Origin of the sequence: Curtobacterium sp. 24E2 (assembly GCF_016925595.1) — a bacterium.
In the GTDB taxonomy this organism is placed as follows: domain Bacteria; phylum Actinomycetota; class Actinomycetes; order Actinomycetales; family Microbacteriaceae; genus Curtobacterium.
On the sequence record NZ_CP068987.1, the window covers coordinates 1687478 to 1706351 of the forward strand.

Consider the following 18874-nt stretch of genomic DNA (forward strand, 5'->3'; position numbering starts at 1 on the left):
AGCTTCACTCATCAACGACGACCCGAGGAGACCCCCATGCGACGCAGGACCATCGCCGCCCTGGCCACGGCAGCCACACTGGCGCTCGTGGTGACCGGCTGTTCGGCGAGCGGCACGGCCGACTCCGCAGCGGACGCGAGCCTGGTGTACGCCACCGGCGAGCCCGACCACCTGACGCCCGGACGACAGACCGTCGCGTTCGACCAGGTGCAGAGCCTGTTCGCCCCGCTGACGCAGACCGACGCGAAGGGCGAGCTCCACGACGTCGCCGCGAAGAGCGTCGAGAGCGACGACGCCACCACGTGGACGATCACCCTCCGGGACGGCTGGACGTTCCAGAACGGCGAGGCCGTCACCCCGGAGAGCTACGTGAAGGCCTGGAACCACGTCGCCTACGGCCCCAACGCGTGGGAGAACAGCGGGCAGCTCGCCGCGATCGTCGGGTACACGGACCTCAACCCGGCGAAGGGCACCCCGAAGACGAAGGAGATGTCGGGGCTGAAGGTCACCGGCAAGGACACCTTCACGGTCACGCTCACGCACGCCGACAGCCAGTTCCCGCTGCAGCTCAGCCAGGCCCAGACGGCGTTCTACCCGATGCCCGAGGCCGCCTACGACGACCTGAAGGCGTACGACAAGAAGCCGATCGGGAACGGCCCCTACGAGATGCAGTCGGCGTGGAAGGCGGACAAGGAGTTCACCGTCACCGCGTGGAAGGACTACGAGGGCACGAAGCCAGTCACCAAGGACGTCACGTTCCGGAGCTATCTCGGACATGAACACCGCCTACACCGACGTCCTCGCGGGCAACGCCGACGTGCTGTTCCTGCCGACCGACAAGATGACGAGCGCGAAGGCCGACTTCGGCGACCGCCTGCACTCCTTCGACGCCCCGGGCATCGACTACCTCGGCTTCCCGCTCTGGGACGACCGCTACTCCGACCCGGACGTCCGACGCGCGATCTCCATGTCGATCGACCGCGACGAGGTGAACACCGCCATCTACGGCGGCCTGTACGACCCCGCCACCGCACTCACGCCCCCGTCGATGTCCGGCACGGAAGAAGGCATCTGCGGCGACGCGTGCGAGTTCGACCCCGCAGCGGCGAAGCATCTCCTGGCGAAGTCCGGTGGCTTCGACGGCACGATCACGCTCGTCTACCCCGGCGGCAGCGGCCTCGACTCGCTCTACGAGGCCTACGCCAACCAGATCCGGCAGAACCTGGGCGTCGACACCGTCGCGAAGGCCACCACCGACTGGGCCTCGTACTACTCCGAGCTGACGGACAAGAAGGTCGCCGGCCCGCACTTCGGTCACTGGGGTGCGCTGTACATCAGCCAGCAGAACACCCTCCGCGCCCTGTTCACCCTGGCCGGCGGCTGCTCGCCCTGCACCGGGTACTACCAGTCCGACACCGTCGACGCCCTGCTGGCGAAGGCCGACTCGGCCGGCTCGCAGGACGAGGCGAACGAGTACTACACGAAGACGCAGGAGGCCGTGCTCGAGGACTTCCCCGTCGTCCCGACCTTCTTCGACAAGTACTCGTACGTCACGAGCGACAAGGTCACGAAGCTCCCGCGGTCGCCGGCAGCCCGGTCGTCGCGCAGATCGCCGTGAAGTAGGGCACCACCACATGGACCAGCGCACCATCCTCCGCCTGGCGGCCGAGGTCCCCGCCCGAGACGGCTTCCCGCTCGTCGACGACCTGCACGCCCGGTTCGACGCGCTCGCCGCGGCGCACCCGGACCAGGTCACGGTCACCCGGATCGGCACCAGCCGGCTCGGCGAACCGCTGCACTCCTACCGGATCGGCACCGGGTCGCACGCCGCCGTCGTGGTCGGCGGCGTGCACCCGAACGAACCGATCGGTTCGTGGACGGCCCTGCACCTCGCCGAGACGGTGCTCACCGACGATGACGCCCGTGCGCTCGACGTCACCTGGCACATCGTCCCGACGATCGACCCGGACGGCATGCGGCTCAACGAGGCCTGGTTCCACGACCCGCACGACCGCGTGTTCTACTCGCGGCACTTCTACCGCCCGGCCCCGGACAGCCAGGTGGAGTGGACGTTCCCGAACCGCTACAAGTCGGTGTACTTCGACCAGGTGCTGCCCGAGACGCTCGCGTTCATGCGGCTCATCGACGACACCGAGCCGGACCTGCTGGTGTCGCTGCACAACGGCGAGATGGGTGGGGTCTACTACTACCTTTCCGAGGACCTGCCCGACGTCGTCGACACCCTGCACGCGGTCCCCGCCGCGCTCGGGCTGCCGCTCGACACCGGGGAGCCCGAGTCACCCTTCCTGCGCGAACTCGCCCCCGCGGTGTTCGCGATGGACGGGATCGAGACCGCGTACGACTACCTGGAAGGGCTCGGGGTCGACCCGGGCGAGCACATCCACGGTGCGTCGAGCGCCGCGTGGGCGATGCGGCACGGGGCACTGTGCATGGTGGCCGAACTGCCGTACTGGAGCCACCCGGACGCCGACGACCAGACCCCGACCGACGAGTCGTACGCCGACCTGCTGCGGCGCTGCTCCGCCGAGCTCGGCGCTTCGGGCGAGGAACTCCAGCAGCTGCTCGACGAGGCGTCGCCGATGCTGTCGATCGAGTCGCCGTTCCTCGAGGCGTCGCGGGCCTTCGTGCCGATGCTCGCCAGCACGGCGGACACCGACCGCCGCCGGGCCGACCGCGAGCCGGCCGACCGGCGGGCCACCGTCGCGGAGCGCTTCGGCTGCGAGGACCTGGTCCGCTGCTTCCGGCTGCGCTACGGCGGCATGCTGCTCCGCGCGGTCGAGGCGGAGACCACCGCCGGCACGGCGCCGGCGCCGGTCCGGCGGCTGCGCGACCGGCTGGCGGAGCGGTACGCGACCTGGCAGGCGGACGCGGCCACGGGCGCCGAACCGATCCCGATCCGCAAACTGGTGGGGGTGCAGTTCGGGGCGATCCTCGCCTGCGCGAGTCACGTGGCGGCGCCGACCCGCGCCTCCAGGCTGACCGTGTCCCTTCCTGGAGGCGCGTGATGCGTCCGACGCTCGCCGTCGGTCGCCGGCTCGGCGGCCTGGCCATCGTGTTCCTCGGGGTGACGTTCCTCATCTACGCGATGACGTTCGCGCTGCCCGGTGACCCGATCCGGGCGCTCGGCGGCGACCGGCCGCTCAGCGACGCGGTCGTCCGCACGCTCCGGGCCGAGTACCACCTGGACCAGCCGCTCTGGCTGCAGTACGTGCAGTACCTCGGTGGGCTGTTCCGCGGCGACTTCGGCACCGACTTCAACGGGCAGTCCGTCGGGGAGCAGATGGCCTCGCGGTGGCCCGTCACGATCACCCTGGCGCTCACCGCGTGGGCGCTCGAGATCGTCCTGGGCATCGGCCTCGGAGTGCTCTCCGCACTCAAGCGCGGGACCGCACTCGACAAGACGGTCCTGGTCGGCACCATCGTCGTCGGTGCGATCCCCGTGTTCGTCCTCGGCGTCGCCCTGCAACTCGTGTTCTCGGTGCGGCTGCACTGGTTCCCGGTCGCCGGCGTCACCGCGGGCTGGCCGACGCCGTACATCCTGCCAGCGTTCGTCATCGCGCTGTTCGGGCTCGCGGCGGTGTCCCGGCTCACCCGCACCTCGATGATCGAGACCCTCGACGCCGACTACGTCCGCACCGCACGGGCCAAGGGGCTCACGCCCGGTCGGATCGTCGGCGTGCACGTGATGCGGAACTCGCTCATCCCCACCGCCACCTACCTGGCGACCGACCTCGGGTACCTGATGGGCGGCACCGTGATCATCGAGGGCATCTTCAACCTGCCCGGTGTCGGCAACCTGCTGTTCCAGGGCATCCGGTCGCACGAAGGTGCTGTCGTGGTCGGCATCTCGACCGCGCTCATCCTGGTGTTCCTCGTCACGAGCGTGCTGGTCGACCTGCTGCACGCCGCCCTCGACCCCCGCGTCCGGACCGGAGCAGCCGCATGACCACCTCAGCGCTCAGCGCCACCGTCGAAACCGTCGTCGGCGGCCGACGACGCCCCTGCTGGCCGCGGCCCGCACCCCGGGCTTCTGGGTCCCCGCCTCGGTCCTGGTCGTCGTGCTGCTCGTCGCGTCGTTCCCGCAGCTGTTCGCCGGACTGTTCGGCCACGGCGACCCCCGGGTGTGCGACCTCGGGCAGAGCGGCGCCTCGCCGACCAGCGGACACCCGTTCGGCTTCGACCTGCAGGGCTGCGACGTGTACGCCAACGTCGTGTACGGCACCCGCTCGTCGATCGCCGTCGCGGTGCTCACCACCGTGCTCGCCGGCATGGTCGCCGTCGTCGTCGGGACGATCGCCGGCATGGTCGGCGGCTGGGTCGACGCCGTGCTCGCCCGCCTGACCGACGTGTTCCTCGGCTTCCCGTTCCTGCTCGGCGCCGTCGTGGTGCTCAACAGCGTGGGGGAGCGGTCCGTGCTGACGGTGTCGCTCGTGCTCGCGCTGTTCGGGTGGCCGACGATGGCCCGGCTCGTGCGGTCGAGCGTCCGCAGCGTGCGGAACGCCGAGTTCGTGCTCGCCGCCCGCACGATGGGGCTGTCCACCTGGCGGATCACCACCCGGTACGTGCTGCCGTCGTCGATCTCGCCGCTGCTCGTGCTCGCGACCATCACCGTCGGCGGCGTCATCGTGTCCGAGTCGTCGCTGACCTACCTCGGCATCGGGCTCGAGAGCCCGGCGATCTCGTGGGGACTGCAGCTCTCCGCCGCGACGTCGCAGTTCCTCCGCGCCCCGCACATGCTCATCGCACCCGCGACGTTCCTCGCCGTCACGGTGCTCTCCGTCATCGCGCTCGGCGACACGCTGCGCGCCGCGCTCGACCCGCGTCGGCGCTGAGGCGTGTCGGCGCTGACCGGCGCCGACGCGCGTCGCGGCGGGCGCCGTCGCGACCGACGCGCCAGACTCGAACCACCGCCCTTCGAAAGGACCACCGTGACCGACACCCTCTCCGCGTACCGGAAGACCCTGCCCTACATCCACGAGTGGGTCTCGTACAAGGTCTGGCAGCTGCGGGTGCCGGGCGTGCAGGTCGCCATCGGGTTCGGTGGCGAGGTGCTGTTCGACGAGGCCTGGGGCTACGCCGACGTCGAGGCCGGTCGCCGCCTGACCACCACCGACCTGTTCCGCATCGCCTCGCACTCGAAGACCTTCACCGCGACGGCACTGCTCCAGCTCGCCGAGCGCGGGTCGCTCCGGCTCGACGACACCGTCGGCACGTACGTCCCGGCGCTGGTCGACGGCGGCTCGCCGCTCGCCGACGCCACGATCCGTGAGCTCATGGAGATGGGCGCCGGGGTCATCCGCGACGGCCACGACGGCGACTACTGGTCGCTCCTGCGGCCGTTCCCCGACGAGCAGGAGCTGCTGGCACTCGTGCTCGACCGTGGGCAGAAGGTCCCCACCGGGTCGTCGTTCAACTACTCGAACCTCGGCTACTCGCTGCTCGGACTCGTCATCGCCGCGGTCTCCGGGCAGTCCTACAACGACTTCGTCCGCGAGTCGATCACCGAACCCCTGGGCCTGCGGAACACCGGCCCGGACTGGGACCCCACGCGTGCCGACGACTTCGTGGTCGGCTACACCGGGTTCCACACCGCGCGGCAGCGGCAGCGCATCGACCACGTGGACACCCGTGCCATGGCCGCCGCCACCGGGTTCCACGGCACCGCCTCCGACCTGGTCGAGTACTTCTCGCAGCACGTCATCGGGGCCGGCAGCCTGCTCGACGACCACTCGAAGCGGCTCGCGCAGCGCAAGGCCTGGAGCGCCACCGACGACCCGGCCGCCCGCGGCTACGGCGCCGGGTTCATCGTCGACCGCATCGGCGGCCGCGAGGTCCGCGGCCACTCCGGCGGGTTCCCCGGGCACATCACCCAGTCGCTGTTCGACCCGGCATCCGGACTCGTCGTGTCCGTGCTGACGAGCGCTGCCGCCGGTCCCGCCACCCTCATCGCCACCGCCATCGTGCAGATGCTCGACGCCGCGGCGGACACGTCCGCGCCGGGCACCCCCGTGCCCGACGACGTCGACACCGCCGCGTACACCGGACGCTTCGCCAACCCGTGGGGCGTCAGCGACATCGCCCGGATCGGCGACCGGCTCGTCGAGGTCGACCCGTCCGGACCCGAACCGCTCGACACCCCGACCCGGCTCGAGGTCGTCGACGCGGACACACTCCGGATGACGCACGGCAACCGCTTCGGCTCGGTCGACGAGGACATCACCTTCACGCGCGACACCGACGGTACCGTCCGGTCGATCCGTGCCGGTGGCGGCATGACGGAGGAACCGTGGACGATCCCGGCCGAGTCGCCCGAGGTCGCGGCAGGGCTGGCACCGTGAGTGACGTGGACGGTCGGGGCGACGGTGTCGGGCACGGCGACGGTGTCGGTCACGACGACGTCGTGCTCGGACCCGACCGCCAGGCGTTCGTCGAGGAGTTCGCCCTCATGCTCAACGACGGTGCGGGCATGCCCCTGACCGACGCCCGCGTGCTCGGCTACCTGATGATGACGCGCGCGCCGCACTCGTCCTCCGCCGATCTCCAGCGCGCGCTCGGCGCCAGCTCCGGTTCGGTCTCGATGGCGACGCGCCGGCTCGTCGACTCCGGGTTCGTGAAGCGGCAGATCGTCGCCGGTGAGCGCAGCCACTACTTCCGTGCCGAGGCCGACGTCTGGGGCTCCTGGCTCGCCGGCGAACGGAAGTACCTCGACCGGCAGCGCGACATCATCGGACACGGTTTGGCCGTCGTCGAGCACGCCGGCCGCACCGGGGCGGGCGACGTCGACGCCGAGGTGCGTGAGCGCCTGCTCAACGGCCGCGACTACATGCAGTGGTTGCAGGGCCACCACCACAAGATGCTCGAGGACTGGGAGGCGTTCAAGGCCGCCCGCGACCGCACCGACCGCTCGGAGACCCCATGACCGACGTCCTGACCGTCGACCACCTGTCCGTGACCTTCGACGTCGACGGCGCCGAGGTCCGCGCGGTCGACGACGCCTCGTTCACCGTCGGCCGCGGCGAGGTCGTCGCCGTCGTCGGGGAGTCCGGTTCCGGCAAGAGCATGACGGCGATGACGGCGATGGGGATCGCGCCGGACGGGGCGTGGTCCTCCGGCAGCATCCGGCTCGGCGACCTCGAGGTGCTCGGCACCGACGAGCGCACCCTGCGCGGGGCCCGCGGCCGCAGCGTGTCGATGATCTTCCAGGACCCGTCGGCTGCCCTCAACCCGGTGTTCACGGTCGGGTTCCAGCTGGCCGAGGCCGTCCGCCGCGCCGACGCCTCGCACGACCGCGCCGCCGTCCGTGAGCGGTCGCTCGAACTCCTGCGTGCCGTCGAGGTGCCGGAACCCGAACGCCGCCTCGGTCAGTACCCGCACGAGCTCTCCGGTGGACAGGCGCAGCGGGTGATGATCGCGATGGCGCTCGCCGCCGACCCCGACCTGCTCATCGCCGACGAGCCGACCACCGCACTCGACGTCACGGTGCAGGCCGAGGTGCTCGACGTCCTGCGTGCGCTGCGGGAACGCACCGGCACCGCGATCCTCCTCATCACCCACGACATGGGCGTCGTCGCCGACATCGCCGACCGCGTGGTCGTCATGCGCCGCGGCCGCGTCGTCGAGACGGGCACCGTCGCCACGGTCTTCTCCGCACCGTCCGCCGACTACACCCGCGACCTGCTCGCTGCGGTCCCACGCATGGGCACCGAGGTCGGCCGGGAGGCGCGGGTCGACCCCGTCACGGAGGCCCCGTCGGTCGTCCTCGACGTCCGGCACCTCGTGGTCGAGTACGGCGGTGCACTGCGCGGGCGGTTCCGCGCGGTCGACGACGTGTCGTTCACGGTCGGTCGCGGTGAGATCGTCGGACTCGTGGGCGAGTCCGGCAGCGGCAAGACCACCATCGGCCGCGCCGCCGTGGGGCTCGCACCGATCACGTCCGGTTCGGTCGTCGTCGAGGGCACCGACGTGGCGGTCGCCCGGCGAGCAGCTCGTCGGGAGATGCGGCGACACGTCGGCGTGGTCTTCCAGAACCCGCTCCGGTCGCTCAACCCGCGCTACACGGTCGGACAGACCGTCGCCGAGCCGCTGCGGCAGATCCTGCGCCTGCCGTCGGCCCAGATCGACGAACGGGTGGACCGGCTGCTCGCGGACGTCGGCCTGGACGGCGGGTACCGCGAGCGCTTCCCGCACGAGCTCTCCGGCGGACAACGGCAGCGCGTCGCGATCGCACGCGCCGTCGCACTCGACCCCGCACTGCTCATCGCCGACGAGCCGACGAGCGCCCTCGACGTCTCGGTGCAGGCGCGGGTGCTCGACGTCTTCCGCGAGCTGCAGGAACGCCTGGGCTTCGCGTGCCTGTTCGTCACCCACGACCTCGCCGTGGTCGACACGCTGTGCGACCGGGTCGTCGTGCTGCACGGCGGGAAGGTCGCCGAGCAGGGGACCCGCGACGCCATCCTCCGGTCACCGAAAGACCCCTACACGCGTCGACTCATCCAGGCTGCGCCGGTGCCCGACCCGGACGAGCAGGCAGTGCGCCGATCCGAGCGCCTGGCGGCACGGGCCGGCTGAGGGGCGCTCGCCGGCCCTGCGGCCTCAGCGGCCCTGTGGCCCTGTGGCCCTGTGGCCCTGCGGCCTCAGCGCCGTTGCGGAGTCAGCGCACCTCGGCCGAGGCCCAGAGCGCATTCACGCCCCGGCCCACCGGACGCAGGAGCGGGACGGCGACGAGCACCGTCGCCGCGAGGTACGCCACGGCCTGCAGCAGCCCCGGGACGGCCAGCACGATGCCGAGCGCCTCCTGCGGCAGCGCTGTGAGCAGGACCGTGTTCGACAGCAGCGCCGCGACGAACCACAGCGACGCCGCCACGGTGACGATCCAGCCGAAGGCCCGCTGGACGCCGTCCTCGTTCCGGATGGTCAGCACCCCGAACGCCACGAGTGCACCCTGCGCGACGACGAGGAGCACCTCGGTGACCCAGCTGGGCGCGGGCCACAGGAGCGCGAACGCAAGGACCGACACCGCGAACGCGAGCGCCCGACGGTCCCGAGCGCGCACCGCGGCGACGAGCACGACCACGCCGGCCAGTCCGGCGAGCGCCGTGGCGACGAGGAGCAGTCCGTTCGGCAGGTCCCACGGCGCGAGCCAGATCGTCCCCACCAGTCCGCGCGCCCCGAACACGACCGCTGCGACGACCGCCGCGGCCGAGACCACCCGAACCCCCGTGATGTTCTGCATACCCGGACACTACTCCCGCGCCCGTCACGCCGCCATGGTGCCCCGGTAGTCGGGGGAACGGGGGATAACCCCACCTGGGGTGGGGAGGGGGCAGGATGGGGGAACGGCCCCGTGATCGCGAGGCTGGAGTCATGACCGACACCGACCGCCTCGACCAGGCGCGAACCGTCCCGCTGGACGACGTCACACCCTCGCCCGACCAGGCCCAGACCGTCCCGCTGGGCGACTCCGTCCCACTTGGAGCCACCAAGCCGATGCCGCAGTACCCGCGACAGCACGAACAGCAGACCCCGCCGGCGTCATGGGGAGCGACCCCGCCGAACGGATCGGCACCGGGTGGCGGTCGTGGCGGCAGTGCGGGCTCCGGCATGACCGCCAGCGCGTTCTACCGCGAGTCCTGGAAGCGCCTGCCGCGCGATTTCGGGTACATGGCCCTGACCGGGGTGTTGCTCTGCACGCTCTACTTCGCGTTCCCCGCGGCGATCTTCGGCGGCGGCTTCCGCGATCTGTTCAACCCGTTCGTGCTGCTGATGTTCTTCATCGCGCTGTTCGTGGCGCGGTGGCTCGGACAGTTCGAGAAGCTCCGCATCGGATGGGCCGACCGGCGTCCGATCCGCCCGGTGGACTGGACGCCCCGTTGGCAGCAGAACTGGTGGACGCGCACCGGTTCCGCGGTCGCCAACCCGCACTACTGGCTCTACCTGCTGCATGCAGCGGTCGTGTACCCGCTCGTCGCGCTCTTCACCGTGGGCGCCGGCGTCCTGCTGCTCGCCGGGTTCCTCTGGCCCGTCGGGCTCGCGGTGGTCGCGTTCGCGAACGGCCTGAGCGCGCAGTACTTCGGGTGGGACATGACCTCCGTCGTCGGCTTCGGGTTCCTCGGGCTGCTGTCGATGGCCGCCTCGGTCGTGCTGTTCCCGCTCTGGGCCCGTGGCTCGGTCATCGCGCACTACTGGGTGGACTTCGGCCTGCTCGGCGGGTTCCGGGCCGAGCAGCTCGAGCAGCGCGTCGCCGGGCTCCAGGCCTCGCGTGCCGGTGCAGTGACCGCCGAGGGCCAGGCCCTGCGGCAGATCGAGCGCGACCTGCACGACGGCCCGCAGCAGCGCCTGGTGCGCCTCCGGATGGACCTGTCGGCAGCGGAACGCGCGTTCGACAAGGACCCGCAGAAGGCGAAACAGCTGATCGGCGAGGCCTCGGAGCACGCGCAGGACGCCCTCGACGAACTGCGTGCGCTGTCCCGTGGGTTCGCTCCGCCGATCCTGCTCGACCGCGGGCTCGTGGCGGCCCTCGAAGCCCTCGTCGCCCGCACCCCGATCCCGGTCGGCCTCGACGTCCGCCTGCCCGAGGGCCTCGAGCTCGCGACGGAGATCCAGCGCAACGTGTACTTCACGGTGAGCGAACTCCTGACGAACACCATGAAGCACGCCGGTGCGACGACGGCCGGGGTGTACCTCGGCCTCGTGGTCGACGCCTCGGGGCTCTGGTACCTGACCGTCAGCGTGACCGACGACGGCCGCGGCGGCGCACGACCCCAGCAGGGCCACGGCATCGAGGGCCTGATCGGCCGGATGCGTGCACTCGACGGCGACCTGGTCGTCGCGAGCCCCGAAGGCGGCCCGACCGAGGCCACGGCGCGGATCCCGCTCGGTGCCCTGAACGGCGTGCCCACGACGGCGAACCCGCGGTCGTGACCCCACGGGAGCGCCCGTGCTCCCACTAGGCTGGTCGGCATGACAGACGGCCCGGATGCAGCACGCATCCGCGCCGTCGTCGTCGACGACGCCGTCCTGCTGCGCGAGGGCCTGGCCCGCGTGCTCGACGAAGCCGGCATCGACGTCATCGGCCAGTACGCGGACGCCCGTGCGTTCCTCGCGACGCTGCCGGACGGCGCTCCCGACGTCGTCGTCATGGACGTCCGGATGCCGCCGACCTTCACCGACGAAGGCGTCCGCGCAGCCGTCGAGACCCGCAGGATCGCCCCGCGCACCGGGGTCCTGCTCCTCTCGCAGTACGTCGAGGCCACCTACGCCGAGGACGTCCTCGCCGCCGGTGCGACGGGCATCGGCTACCTGCTCAAGGACCGCGTCACCCGGCTCGAGGAGATCGACGACGCCGTACGCCGGATCGCCGCCGGCGGCACGGTGCTCGACCCCGAGGTCGTCACGCAGCTGATGAGCCGGCGGCGCGACCCGCTCGCCGCGCTCACCCCGCGCGAACGCGACGTGCTCGGCCTGATGGCCGAGGGCCGCACGAACGCGGCCATCGCCCGCGCCCTCGTCATCGGCACCGGCGCCGTCGAGAAGCACGTGTCGAGCATCTTCGGCAAGCTCGCGCTCGAGGACACCGGCGAGGACCACCGCCGCGTCCTCGCCGTGCTCGCCTACCTCGGATGAGCCGGGCCCGCGGATGAACCAGGCCCGCGGTACCGACCGGATCCCGGCTCCGCTGCTCGCCCTCACCGCGATGGTGTCCGTCCAGCTCGGTGCCGCGATCGCGAAGACCCACTTCGACGACGTCGGCGCGGTCGGGGCCGCGACGCTCCGGCTCGTCATCGGGGCGGTGGTGCTCGCCCTGGTCGTCCGTCCCCGCGTCGGGCACTGGACCCGCGCGCAGTGGCTTGGCGCGGTCGGCCTCGGACTGGCGCTCGGCGGGATGAACGTCTTCATCTACCTGGCCTTCGCGACCATCCCGATCGGGGTCGCGGTGACGATCGAGTTCCTCGGCCCGCTCGCCCTGTCCCTCGTGCACACCCGGCGGTGGCGGGACGCGCTCTGGGCTGCCCTGGCGCTCGCCGGCGTCGTGCTGCTCGGGGTCGGCCCGAGCGCCGTGACCGAGGTCGGCGGCGTCGTCTGGGCCGTGCTCGCGGCGGTGTGCTGGGCGGGCTACATCGTCATGAACCGGCACGTCGGCGCCGCGATCCCGGGTGTCGACGGCCTGGTGGTGTCGATGGTGGTCGCGATGCTCGTGTCGCTGCCGTTCGGGCTCCCGTCCGCGGTCGACGGCGTGGTCCGCGAACCCGTGCTCCTGCTCGTCTTCGGCGTGGTGGCCGTGCTGTCGAGCGTGCTGCCCTACGCCCTCGAGATGCTGGCGTTGCGGCGGATGCCGACGCGTGTGTTCGGCGTGCTGCAGAGTCTCGGCCCGGCGATCGCCGCGCTGGCCGGCCTCGTGGTGCTCAGCGAGGGGCTGTCCGTGCTGGAGACGGTGGCGCTGGTGTGCGTCACCGCTGCCAGCGTCGGCGTCACGCTGTCCGCGCGCCGCCGACGCCGCTGAACGACCGTCTACTCGTCGCCGAGGAAGTCGGCGTACGTGGGTTCCGTGTGCTCGCCCGACAACAGGGCCGGGTCGTTGACCCGCGCCTCGACGTAGGCGCTGATGACCTCGGGCGGGGTGAGCACGTGGGCCACCCAGGACGGCACCGCGGTGTTCTTCATGGTGCCTCCTCCCGAGACGACACTCGGACCGAATGTCTCGATCAGTGAGTTACTTGCCGAACCCGTGTTCGCTGAACGATCCTCCGACTGGTCCCGGAAGTCAACGCGCTGCGTTCTGCGGACTCCGCATCGCGCGTTCCGGCTGGTCGGCACGCAGGGTGCGGTGCTTCACGGCCGACCGCCACACCCAGGCGTCCGCCTGCTGTCCGAACTGCGCCCACTCGACCATGACGGCATCACGGGTCCAGCTCTTGGCGAAGGCCTTCACCCGGACGTGGAAGGTCGGGAACTGGATCCACGCCCAGACCGGTACGGGGGTGACGGCGTGGCAGACGTCGGGCCCGCGGGCGTCCTCGGACAGCGAGTAGGCGCGCGGACGTTCGACCTCCGGGTGTTCCGGGGCTGCCACCGGTTCTCGCGACGCCGTCCCACGACGGTATTCGAACGTGTGTTCGAACGGGAGTCAAGTCCGCCGCGCACCGTGGACGCAGACGAGCAGGGTGCTGGGCGTGTCGGATGGTGCCGACGACGGGTCAGGACCGCGCGCGTGCCGTCGATTCCCGGACGCTCAGGGTCAGTGGCGGCCCGGGGCGAGACGGCAACGGGACGTCGGCGTCGATCTGTGCGCGCAGGAGCGTCGCCGCGCGCTGCCCGAGCTCCACGGTGTCGCGGGTCAGCGAGGTGATGGACGGCCGGACGAGTTGGATCATCGCCGAGTCGTCGAACGACACGATCGAGACGTCGGTCGGCACGTCGATGCCCATCTCGCTCGCGACCCCGAGCCCGGCGACCGCCAGGACGTCGTTGTCGTACACGATCGCCGTCGGCCGACTGCTGCGGGACAGCAGGGTGCGGGTCGCACTCGCGCCAGCCTCGGCGGAGTAGTCGGTCGGGATCGACACGGCGTCCGCGAGCCCCTCGGCCGCCGCGAACGCCCGGACGCGTTCGATCCGCATGGCGGTGTGCTCGAACTCCGGGCGCCCGGCGACGTGCGCGATGCGCCGGTGCCCGAGCGCGTGCAGGTACCGAAGGACGGTGTCGGTCGCGTCGCCGTCGTCGATCCACACGCTCGGTGCGGAGCCCTCTGGTGAGGGGTGGGAGCCGACCACGACCGTGGGCATGCCGAGTTCGGCGAGCAGGGTGAGTCGGTCGTCGTCGCGCCGCGGGTCGATGACGACGACACCGTCGACCCGGTGCCCACGCCACCACGCCCGGTAGGTCTCGAGCTCCTCGGCCGCGTCGCGTGCCACGAGCAGGTTCATCCCGACGTGGGTGCCGGCGAGCCCGAGCTGGATGCCGGAGATCAGGTCGCCGAAGAACGACTCGGTGCCGAGCGTGCGGGCCGGCCGGTTCAGCACGAAGCCGATCGACCCGGCCTTCGCGCCGCCCAGGGCGCGGGCCGCGGTGTGCGGTTGCCAGTCGAGTTCGCGGGCGATCGCGCGGACGCGTTCGCGGGTCTCGTCGGACACGCCGGGGCGGTCGTTGAGGGCGAACGAGACCGCGCTGACGGACACGCCGGCACGCGCGGCGATGTCGGAGATCGTCGTTCGACGGTTCGTGGCCACGGGCTTGACTATAGCGTTTTAGTCCTTCATAGTCACTGCCACAAGCGGGTTCAGTCGCAGGGACTGAACCGGTTCAGCACGATGACGAAGCAGGATGACGAGGGAGTCAGACGCCATGAGGACCACCACACGTGCGACGAGGAGCCGCGCCGCAGCGCTGCTCGCAGGAGCTGCCGCCACGGCACTCGTCCTGACCGGCTGCTCGAGCGGCGGCAACGCGGCCGACACCGGCAGCGGGGAGATCAGCGGGTCGATCACGCTGCAGACCTGGGCGCTCACGCCGACGTACACGGGCTACCTGAACGGGGTGATCGCCGACTTCGAGAAGGCCCACCCCGACGCGAAGGTCAAGCTGCAGGACCAGCCGGGCGACGGCTACGCCGACAAGGTGCTCAGCCAGGCGTCGTCGAACTCGCTGCCCGACGTCATCAACCTGCCGCCGGACATCGCCCTGCCGCTCGCGAAGCGCGGGTTCCTGCAGGACGTCGCGAAGGACGACGCCAAGCTCGCGAGCACCTACGTCTCCGGCGCCCTGGACTCGTACCAGTACAAGGGCGTGGACGGCACGTTCGGCTACCCCTGGTACCTCAACACCGACGTCGACTACTGGAACGCGACGATGTTCACGAAGTGCGGCCTCGACGCGGAGAACCCGCCGAAGACCACCGACGAGCTGTTCACGCAGGCGAAGACCATGCACGAGAACTGCCCGACCGACTACCTGATGAGCCGGAAGCCCGGCCTCGGCGACTTCACCCTGGCCGGCGTGAAGGTCCTCAACGCGGACGGCACGAAGTTCACCTTCGCCGACTCGTCGAAGGCCGCCGACCTGATCGAGCGCTACAGGGACGCGTACCAGGACGGCTACATGCCCTCGAACGTGCTGAACAGCGACTACCTCGGCAACTCCACCCTGTTCACGCAGCAGAAGGTCGCCTGGACCACCGGCGGCGCCACGTCGCTCGCCGACTTCGAGAAGAACAACCCGTCGCTCAAGGGCAAGGTCACCGTCAGCCCCGCACTCGACACCCCGCCGCTGTACGTGCAGGGTCTGTCGGTGTCGGCCAAGTCGAAGCACCTCGCCACGGCCGAGGCGTTCGCGAAGTTCATGACGAACGCGGAGAACCAGGAAGCGTTCGCGCACAAGGTCAACATCTTCCCGTCGACCACGTCGTCGCAGTCCGACCCGTACTTCTCGAAGGACGACGGCACCGTCAACGGCGAGGCCCGTGTCCTGGCGAACGAGGCCCTGAAGACCGCGAAGGTCCTCAACCCGGTCGAGGCGAACTCCGCGATGACGGACTTCCTCGACCAGCAGATCGCCCTCGCCATGAAGGGCCAGGTCGCGCCGGAGAAGGCGCTGCAGACCGCCCAGACCAAGATGAACAGCCTGCTGGCCAACGGCTGATGCGCGCCAACCGCTGGTTCACGCCCTGGCTGCTCGTCCTGCCGGCCCTCGTCTGGCTCGTCGCGTTCAGCCTCTGGCCGTCGATCAACACCGTCCGGCTGTCGTTCACGAACGCCAGCCCGCTGGGGGCGTGAGCCAGTGGGTGGGCCTTGCGAACTTCGAGACCCTGCTCGCCGATCCGCAGGTGTGGGAGGCGCTGCTCAACAGCGTCATCTACATGGCGATCTGCCTGCCCCTGCTGACCGTGCTGCCGCTGCTCATCGCGGTGCTCGTCCAGCAGAAGTTGCCGGGGATCGCGTTCTTCCGCACGGCGTTCTACACGCCGGTCATCGCGTCGGCCGTGGTCGTCGGGCTCATCTGGACCTGGATCCTCGATGACCGCGGCGTCATCAACGAGATGGCGCAGGCGCTCGGCGTCGTGCAGGGCAGCGTCCCGTTCCTGACCGACCGGTGGCTGTTGCTCCTCAGCGCGATCAGCCTGACGGTCTGGAAGGGCCTCGGGTACTACATGATCATCTTCCTCGCGGCGCTCGGGAACGTCGGCAAGGACCTGCACGAAGCGGCCGCCCTCGACGGCGCCGGATCGGTGCGACGGTTCTGGTCGGTCACCATGCCGGGGGTCCGCGGCACCATGACGCTCGTCGGGATCCTGGTGTGCGTCTCCGCGCTCCGGGTGTTCAGCGAGCTCTACATCCTCACCAACGGTACCGGTGGGCCCGGCGGGCAGGACAACTCGCTCGTCATGCTCATCCAGCAGTACGCCCGCGGCTTCACCGGCAACCTCGGCTACGCGTCCGCCCTGAGCCTCCTGCTCTTCGTCGTGACGCTGATCCCGATGCTCGCCCTCGCGCGGATGAACAGCAAGGCGGACAAGTGACGAACACGACGACCACCGAACCCGCCCTGGGCGGGGCGCGCGGTGCAGCCAGCCCGACGCCGGACGTGACCGGCCAGGCGGACGGGGACGGGCCTCCCGGCCTCCCCGTAAGCGCCGTCGCGCGGTCTGGGGCGTGATGTCGACCCGCGAGAAGGTCGTGCGCTACGTCCTGCTCATCGTGGTGCTCTTCATCACGATCGGCCCGTTCCTGTGGCAGCTGTCCACCTCGCTCAAGGGTGCCGGCGAGGACATCTACACCGCGAACCCGTCGTTCATCCCGACCGAGCCGACCATCGAGAACTACCTGAAGGTGGCCGCCGCGATCCCGGTGTGGCGCTACATCGGCAACTCGCTGCTCGTCGCCGCGATCGACGTGTTCGGCAACATCGTCTTCGCGACCCTCGCCGGCTTCGCCCTGGCTCGGCTGCAGTGGCGGCACCGCAAGCTCGTGCTCGGGCTGTTCCTCGCGACCCTCGTCCTGCCCGGCGAGGCGACGATCATCTCGCAGTTCGTCACCGTCAAGGACCTCGGCCTCGCCGACAACCTGGTCGGCGTCGCCCTGCCCGGCATGATCGCCGCACTCAACGTCCTGCTCATGTTCAACGCGTTCCGGCAGATCCCCGAGGAGATCGACCAGGCCGCGGTGATGGACGGTGCGAACGCGATGCAGCGGCTGCGGTACATCTCGCTGCCCGCCGTGCAGGGGACGATCGCCGTCATCGCGATCTTCTCGTTCATCGGGGCGTGGGACGACTTCCTGTGGCCGCTCATCGTGCTGCAGTCGCCGGAGAACCTCACCCTGACCGTCGGGTTGCAGTACCTGCAGGGCACGTTCGCGACCGACCAGCGCATGATCGCCGCCGGCACCATGATCGCGTTCATCCCGATCGCCGTGATCTTCGCCGTCCTGCAACGCTTCTTCTTCAAGGGCGTCGAAGAGGGCGGTGTGAAGGGCTGATGCGCTTCGGGGTCAACTACACGCCCTCGGTCGGCTGGTTCCACTCGTGGCTCGACTTCTCACCGTCCGACACCGCCAGGGACCTCGAGGCGATCGCCTCGCTCGGCGCCGACCACGTGCGGATCTTCCCGCTCTGGCCGGTGGTGCAGCCCAACCGCACCCTCATCCGGGCGTCGGCACTGCAGGACGTCGCGACGGTCGTGGACATCGCCGGCTCGTTCGGGCTCGACGTCAACGTCGACGCCCTGCAGGGGCACCTGTCGAGCTTCGACTTCGTGCCGTCCTGGCTGGACAGCTGGCACCGTCGGAACATGTTCACCGACCCGGACGTCGTCGCGTCGACCGCGGCGTACGTCCGGGCGCTCGCCGCGGCGGTCGCGGACAAGCCCAACCTGCTCGGCATCACCATCGGCAACGAGGTGAACCAGTTCGCACACGCGCCGCACCCCGCTCCGCACGACATCACGGCGGAGCAGGGGCACGCGTGGGCGGCGGCGATGGTCGCCGCGGCACGTTCCGGGCTCGCGTCCGGTTCGTCCGGTTCGGCCGGTTCGTCCGGCCGGGAGGCCCGGGTCGACTCCTCCGCGTCGGCCCCGTCCGGCAGCCGGCCGCGTCCACGGCCGCTGGTCACCGTCGCGCAGTACGACGCGGCCTGGTACGACGACGCGCAGCCGTTCGGACCGGAGCACGCGGCGGACCACGGTGACGCCACCGTCACGCACTCGTGGGTGTTCAACGGCTCGGCGGCGCTGCACGGCGCACTCGGGCCCGGCTCGGTGCGGCACGGGGAGTACCTGCTCCAGCTCGCCGCAGCCTGGAACCGCGACCCCGCACGGCCGAACTGGCTGCAAGAAGTGGGAGCGCCCACCAACGTCGTCGCTCCGGAGGACGCCGCATCGTTCACCGAGCAGACCATCCGGCACGTCCTCGGGGCGCAGCAGGTGCTCGGCGTCACCTGGTGGTGCTCGCACGACGTCGCCAGGTCGCTCGCCGACTTCCCGGAGCTCGAGTACGACCTCGGGCTCTTCACCAACGACGGCCGGGTCAAGCCCGCGGGCGAGGCCTTCGCCGCCGTCGCACGGTCCGGTGCCACCGGCACCGCCGCTGCACCGCCGGCCACGGCGCTCGTGCTCGACGACGTGCTGCCCGACGGCGCGGACCGGCACGGGATGCGTGCCGACTGTGCCCCCGGCGGGCGCTTCGCCGCCGCCTGGCTCGCGGTCGCGTCGGCGGAACCCGACGGTCGCGGTCCACAGGTGGTCCTGCGTTCCCGGCTCGACGACACCGAGATGCTCGCCGCCCGTGGCATCGACCGATGCGTCGACGTGCCCGCCGAGCTCGGCTCCACCTCCATCCGCGTCGCACACCCCGCGACCACGCACTGA

The 18874-nt window shown here is 70.9% G+C and carries 20 protein-coding genes and 1 pseudogene; 16 read left to right on the forward strand and 5 right to left on the reverse strand.

Annotation, left to right across the window (positions count from 1 at the left end; genetic code table 11):
• Window positions 1–11: 11 nt before the first annotated feature.
• Window positions 12–155, reverse strand: coding sequence for a hypothetical protein (locus tag JN350_RS08410; RefSeq protein WP_205464534.1), 144 nt, complete (start codon window positions 153–155; stop codon window positions 12–14).
• Window positions 156–207: 52 nt separating this feature from the next.
• On the opposite strand from JN350_RS08410, the pseudogene JN350_RS20120 reads away from it, so the two are divergent.
• The 8 genes and pseudogenes from JN350_RS20120 to JN350_RS08445 all read left to right on the forward strand — a co-directional run.
• Window positions 208–705: pseudogene (locus JN350_RS20120) on the forward strand (ABC transporter substrate-binding protein); the annotation flags it as partial.
• A gap of 70 nt (window positions 706–775) precedes the next feature.
• A complete protein-coding gene (locus JN350_RS20125) occupies window positions 776–1618 on the forward strand; it encodes an ABC transporter substrate-binding protein (RefSeq protein WP_275898025.1) in 843 nt (280 codons plus the stop codon).
• A gap of 16 nt (window positions 1619–1634) precedes the next feature.
• Complete coding sequence (locus tag JN350_RS08420) at window positions 1635–3026, forward strand: M14 family zinc carboxypeptidase (protein ID WP_205464203.1); 1392 nt, start codon at window positions 1635–1637, stop codon at window positions 3024–3026.
• Window positions 3026–3967 (forward strand): ABC transporter permease, encoded by a 942-nt coding sequence (locus JN350_RS08425; RefSeq protein WP_205464204.1) that lies wholly within the window; start codon window positions 3026–3028, stop codon window positions 3965–3967. Before JN350_RS08420 ends, JN350_RS08425 begins: the two co-directional genes overlap by 1 nt.
• 112 nt (window positions 3968–4079) lie before the next feature.
• On the forward strand, window positions 4080–4853 hold the full coding sequence (locus JN350_RS08430; protein ID WP_240347644.1) for an ABC transporter permease: 774 nt from the start codon (window positions 4080–4082) through the stop codon (window positions 4851–4853).
• Between the two features lie 96 nt (window positions 4854–4949).
• Entirely contained in the window at window positions 4950–6359 is a 1410-nt protein-coding gene (locus tag JN350_RS08435; protein WP_240347645.1) for a serine hydrolase, read from the forward strand.
• On the forward strand, window positions 6356–6940 hold the full coding sequence (locus JN350_RS08440; RefSeq protein ID WP_240347646.1) for a MarR family transcriptional regulator: 585 nt from the start codon (window positions 6356–6358) through the stop codon (window positions 6938–6940). Before JN350_RS08435 ends, JN350_RS08440 begins: the two co-directional genes overlap by 4 nt.
• A complete protein-coding gene (locus JN350_RS08445) occupies window positions 6937–8589 on the forward strand; it encodes a dipeptide ABC transporter ATP-binding protein (RefSeq protein ID WP_205464205.1) in 1653 nt (550 codons plus the stop codon). The genes JN350_RS08440 and JN350_RS08445 overlap by 4 nt, the downstream gene beginning before the upstream one ends.
• Before the next feature lie 82 nt (window positions 8590–8671).
• Here JN350_RS08445 and JN350_RS08450 read toward each other — a convergent pair whose 3' ends face one another.
• The gene (locus tag JN350_RS08450; protein ID WP_205464206.1) at window positions 8672–9253 is read right to left on the reverse strand and encodes a hypothetical protein; all 582 of its coding nucleotides are present in this window, start codon (window positions 9251–9253) and stop codon (window positions 8672–8674) included.
• Between the two features lie 131 nt (window positions 9254–9384).
• Here JN350_RS08450 and JN350_RS08455 point away from each other — a divergent pair, with 131 nt between their 5' ends.
• Genes JN350_RS08455 through JN350_RS08465 form a run of 3 tightly spaced genes read left to right on the forward strand, consistent with a single transcriptional unit; the run spans window position 9385 to window position 12520 of the window.
• A complete protein-coding gene (locus tag JN350_RS08455) occupies window positions 9385–10941 on the forward strand; it encodes a sensor histidine kinase (protein ID WP_205464207.1) in 1557 nt (518 codons plus the stop codon).
• Between the two features lie 39 nt (window positions 10942–10980).
• Entirely contained in the window at window positions 10981–11643 is a 663-nt protein-coding gene (locus JN350_RS08460) for a response regulator transcription factor (RefSeq protein WP_111084503.1), read from the forward strand.
• A 13-nt stretch (window positions 11644–11656) separates the two neighbouring features.
• Window positions 11657–12520: an EamA family transporter gene (locus tag JN350_RS08465; protein WP_205464208.1), complete on the forward strand. Its 864-nt coding sequence runs from the start codon at window positions 11657–11659 to the stop codon at window positions 12518–12520.
• 8 nt (window positions 12521–12528) lie between these two features.
• On the opposite strand, the gene JN350_RS08470 is transcribed toward JN350_RS08465, so the two are convergent.
• The 3 genes from JN350_RS08470 to JN350_RS08480 form a co-directional block, all read right to left on the reverse strand.
• Entirely contained in the window at window positions 12529–12681 is a 153-nt protein-coding gene (locus JN350_RS08470; protein WP_159572741.1) for a hypothetical protein, read from the reverse strand.
• A 100-nt stretch (window positions 12682–12781) separates the two neighbouring features.
• The gene (locus JN350_RS08475) at window positions 12782–13090 is read right to left on the reverse strand and encodes a hypothetical protein (protein ID WP_205464209.1); all 309 of its coding nucleotides are present in this window, start codon (window positions 13088–13090) and stop codon (window positions 12782–12784) included.
• Between the two features lie 124 nt (window positions 13091–13214).
• Complete coding sequence (locus tag JN350_RS08480) at window positions 13215–14246, reverse strand: LacI family DNA-binding transcriptional regulator (RefSeq protein WP_205464210.1); 1032 nt, start codon at window positions 14244–14246, stop codon at window positions 13215–13217.
• 115 nt (window positions 14247–14361) lie between these two features.
• On the opposite strand from JN350_RS08480, the gene JN350_RS08485 reads away from it, so the two are divergent.
• The 5 genes from JN350_RS08485 to JN350_RS08500 all read left to right on the forward strand — a co-directional run bounded on the left by JN350_RS08485 (window position 14362) and on the right by JN350_RS08500 (window position 18874).
• Window positions 14362–15654, forward strand: coding sequence for an ABC transporter substrate-binding protein (locus tag JN350_RS08485; RefSeq protein ID WP_205464211.1), 1293 nt, complete (start codon window positions 14362–14364; stop codon window positions 15652–15654).
• Complete coding sequence (locus tag JN350_RS20755) at window positions 15654–15788, forward strand: hypothetical protein (protein ID WP_461964259.1); 135 nt, start codon at window positions 15654–15656, stop codon at window positions 15786–15788. Before JN350_RS08485 ends, JN350_RS20755 begins: the two co-directional genes overlap by 1 nt.
• On the forward strand, window positions 15785–16531 hold the full coding sequence (locus JN350_RS08490) for a carbohydrate ABC transporter permease (RefSeq protein ID WP_461964261.1): 747 nt from the start codon (window positions 15785–15787) through the stop codon (window positions 16529–16531). The genes JN350_RS20755 and JN350_RS08490 overlap by 4 nt, the downstream gene beginning before the upstream one ends.
• Window positions 16532–16667: 136 nt before the next feature.
• A complete protein-coding gene (locus JN350_RS08495; protein ID WP_123294190.1) occupies window positions 16668–17489 on the forward strand; it encodes a carbohydrate ABC transporter permease in 822 nt (273 codons plus the stop codon).
• Window positions 17489–18874 (forward strand): glycoside hydrolase 5 family protein, encoded by a 1386-nt coding sequence (locus JN350_RS08500; RefSeq protein WP_205464212.1) that lies wholly within the window; start codon window positions 17489–17491, stop codon window positions 18872–18874. The genes JN350_RS08495 and JN350_RS08500 overlap by 1 nt, the downstream gene beginning before the upstream one ends.

Bases quoted from the DNA above. Each gene is read 5' to 3' on its own strand.
- JN350_RS08425 (WP_205464204.1), top strand. From the start codon at position 3,026: ATGCGTCCGACGCTCGCCGTCGGTCGCCGGCTCGGCGGCCTGGCCATC.
- JN350_RS08460 (WP_111084503.1), top strand. From the start codon at position 10,981: ATGACAGACGGCCCGGATGCAGCACGCATCCGCGCCGTCGTCGTCGAC.
- JN350_RS08420 (WP_205464203.1), top strand. From the start codon at position 1,635: ATGGACCAGCGCACCATCCTCCGCCTGGCGGCCGAGGTCCCCGCCCGA.
- JN350_RS08495 (WP_123294190.1), top strand. From the start codon at position 16,668: ATGTCGACCCGCGAGAAGGTCGTGCGCTACGTCCTGCTCATCGTGGTG.
- JN350_RS20125 (WP_275898025.1), top strand. From the start codon at position 776: ATGAACACCGCCTACACCGACGTCCTCGCGGGCAACGCCGACGTGCTG.
- JN350_RS08445 (WP_205464205.1), top strand. From the start codon at position 6,937: ATGACCGACGTCCTGACCGTCGACCACCTGTCCGTGACCTTCGACGTC.
- JN350_RS08470 (WP_159572741.1), bottom strand. From the start codon at position 12,681: ATGAAGAACACCGCGGTGCCGTCCTGGGTGGCCCACGTGCTCACCCCG.
- JN350_RS20755 (WP_461964259.1), top strand. From the start codon at position 15,654: ATGCGCGCCAACCGCTGGTTCACGCCCTGGCTGCTCGTCCTGCCGGCC.
- JN350_RS08465 (WP_205464208.1), top strand. From the start codon at position 11,657: ATGAACCAGGCCCGCGGTACCGACCGGATCCCGGCTCCGCTGCTCGCC.
- JN350_RS08455 (WP_205464207.1), top strand. From the start codon at position 9,385: ATGACCGACACCGACCGCCTCGACCAGGCGCGAACCGTCCCGCTGGAC.
- JN350_RS08500 (WP_205464212.1), top strand. From the start codon at position 17,489: ATGCGCTTCGGGGTCAACTACACGCCCTCGGTCGGCTGGTTCCACTCG.
- JN350_RS08485 (WP_205464211.1), top strand. From the start codon at position 14,362: ATGAGGACCACCACACGTGCGACGAGGAGCCGCGCCGCAGCGCTGCTC.
- JN350_RS08450 (WP_205464206.1), bottom strand. From the start codon at position 9,253: ATGCAGAACATCACGGGGGTTCGGGTGGTCTCGGCCGCGGCGGTCGTC.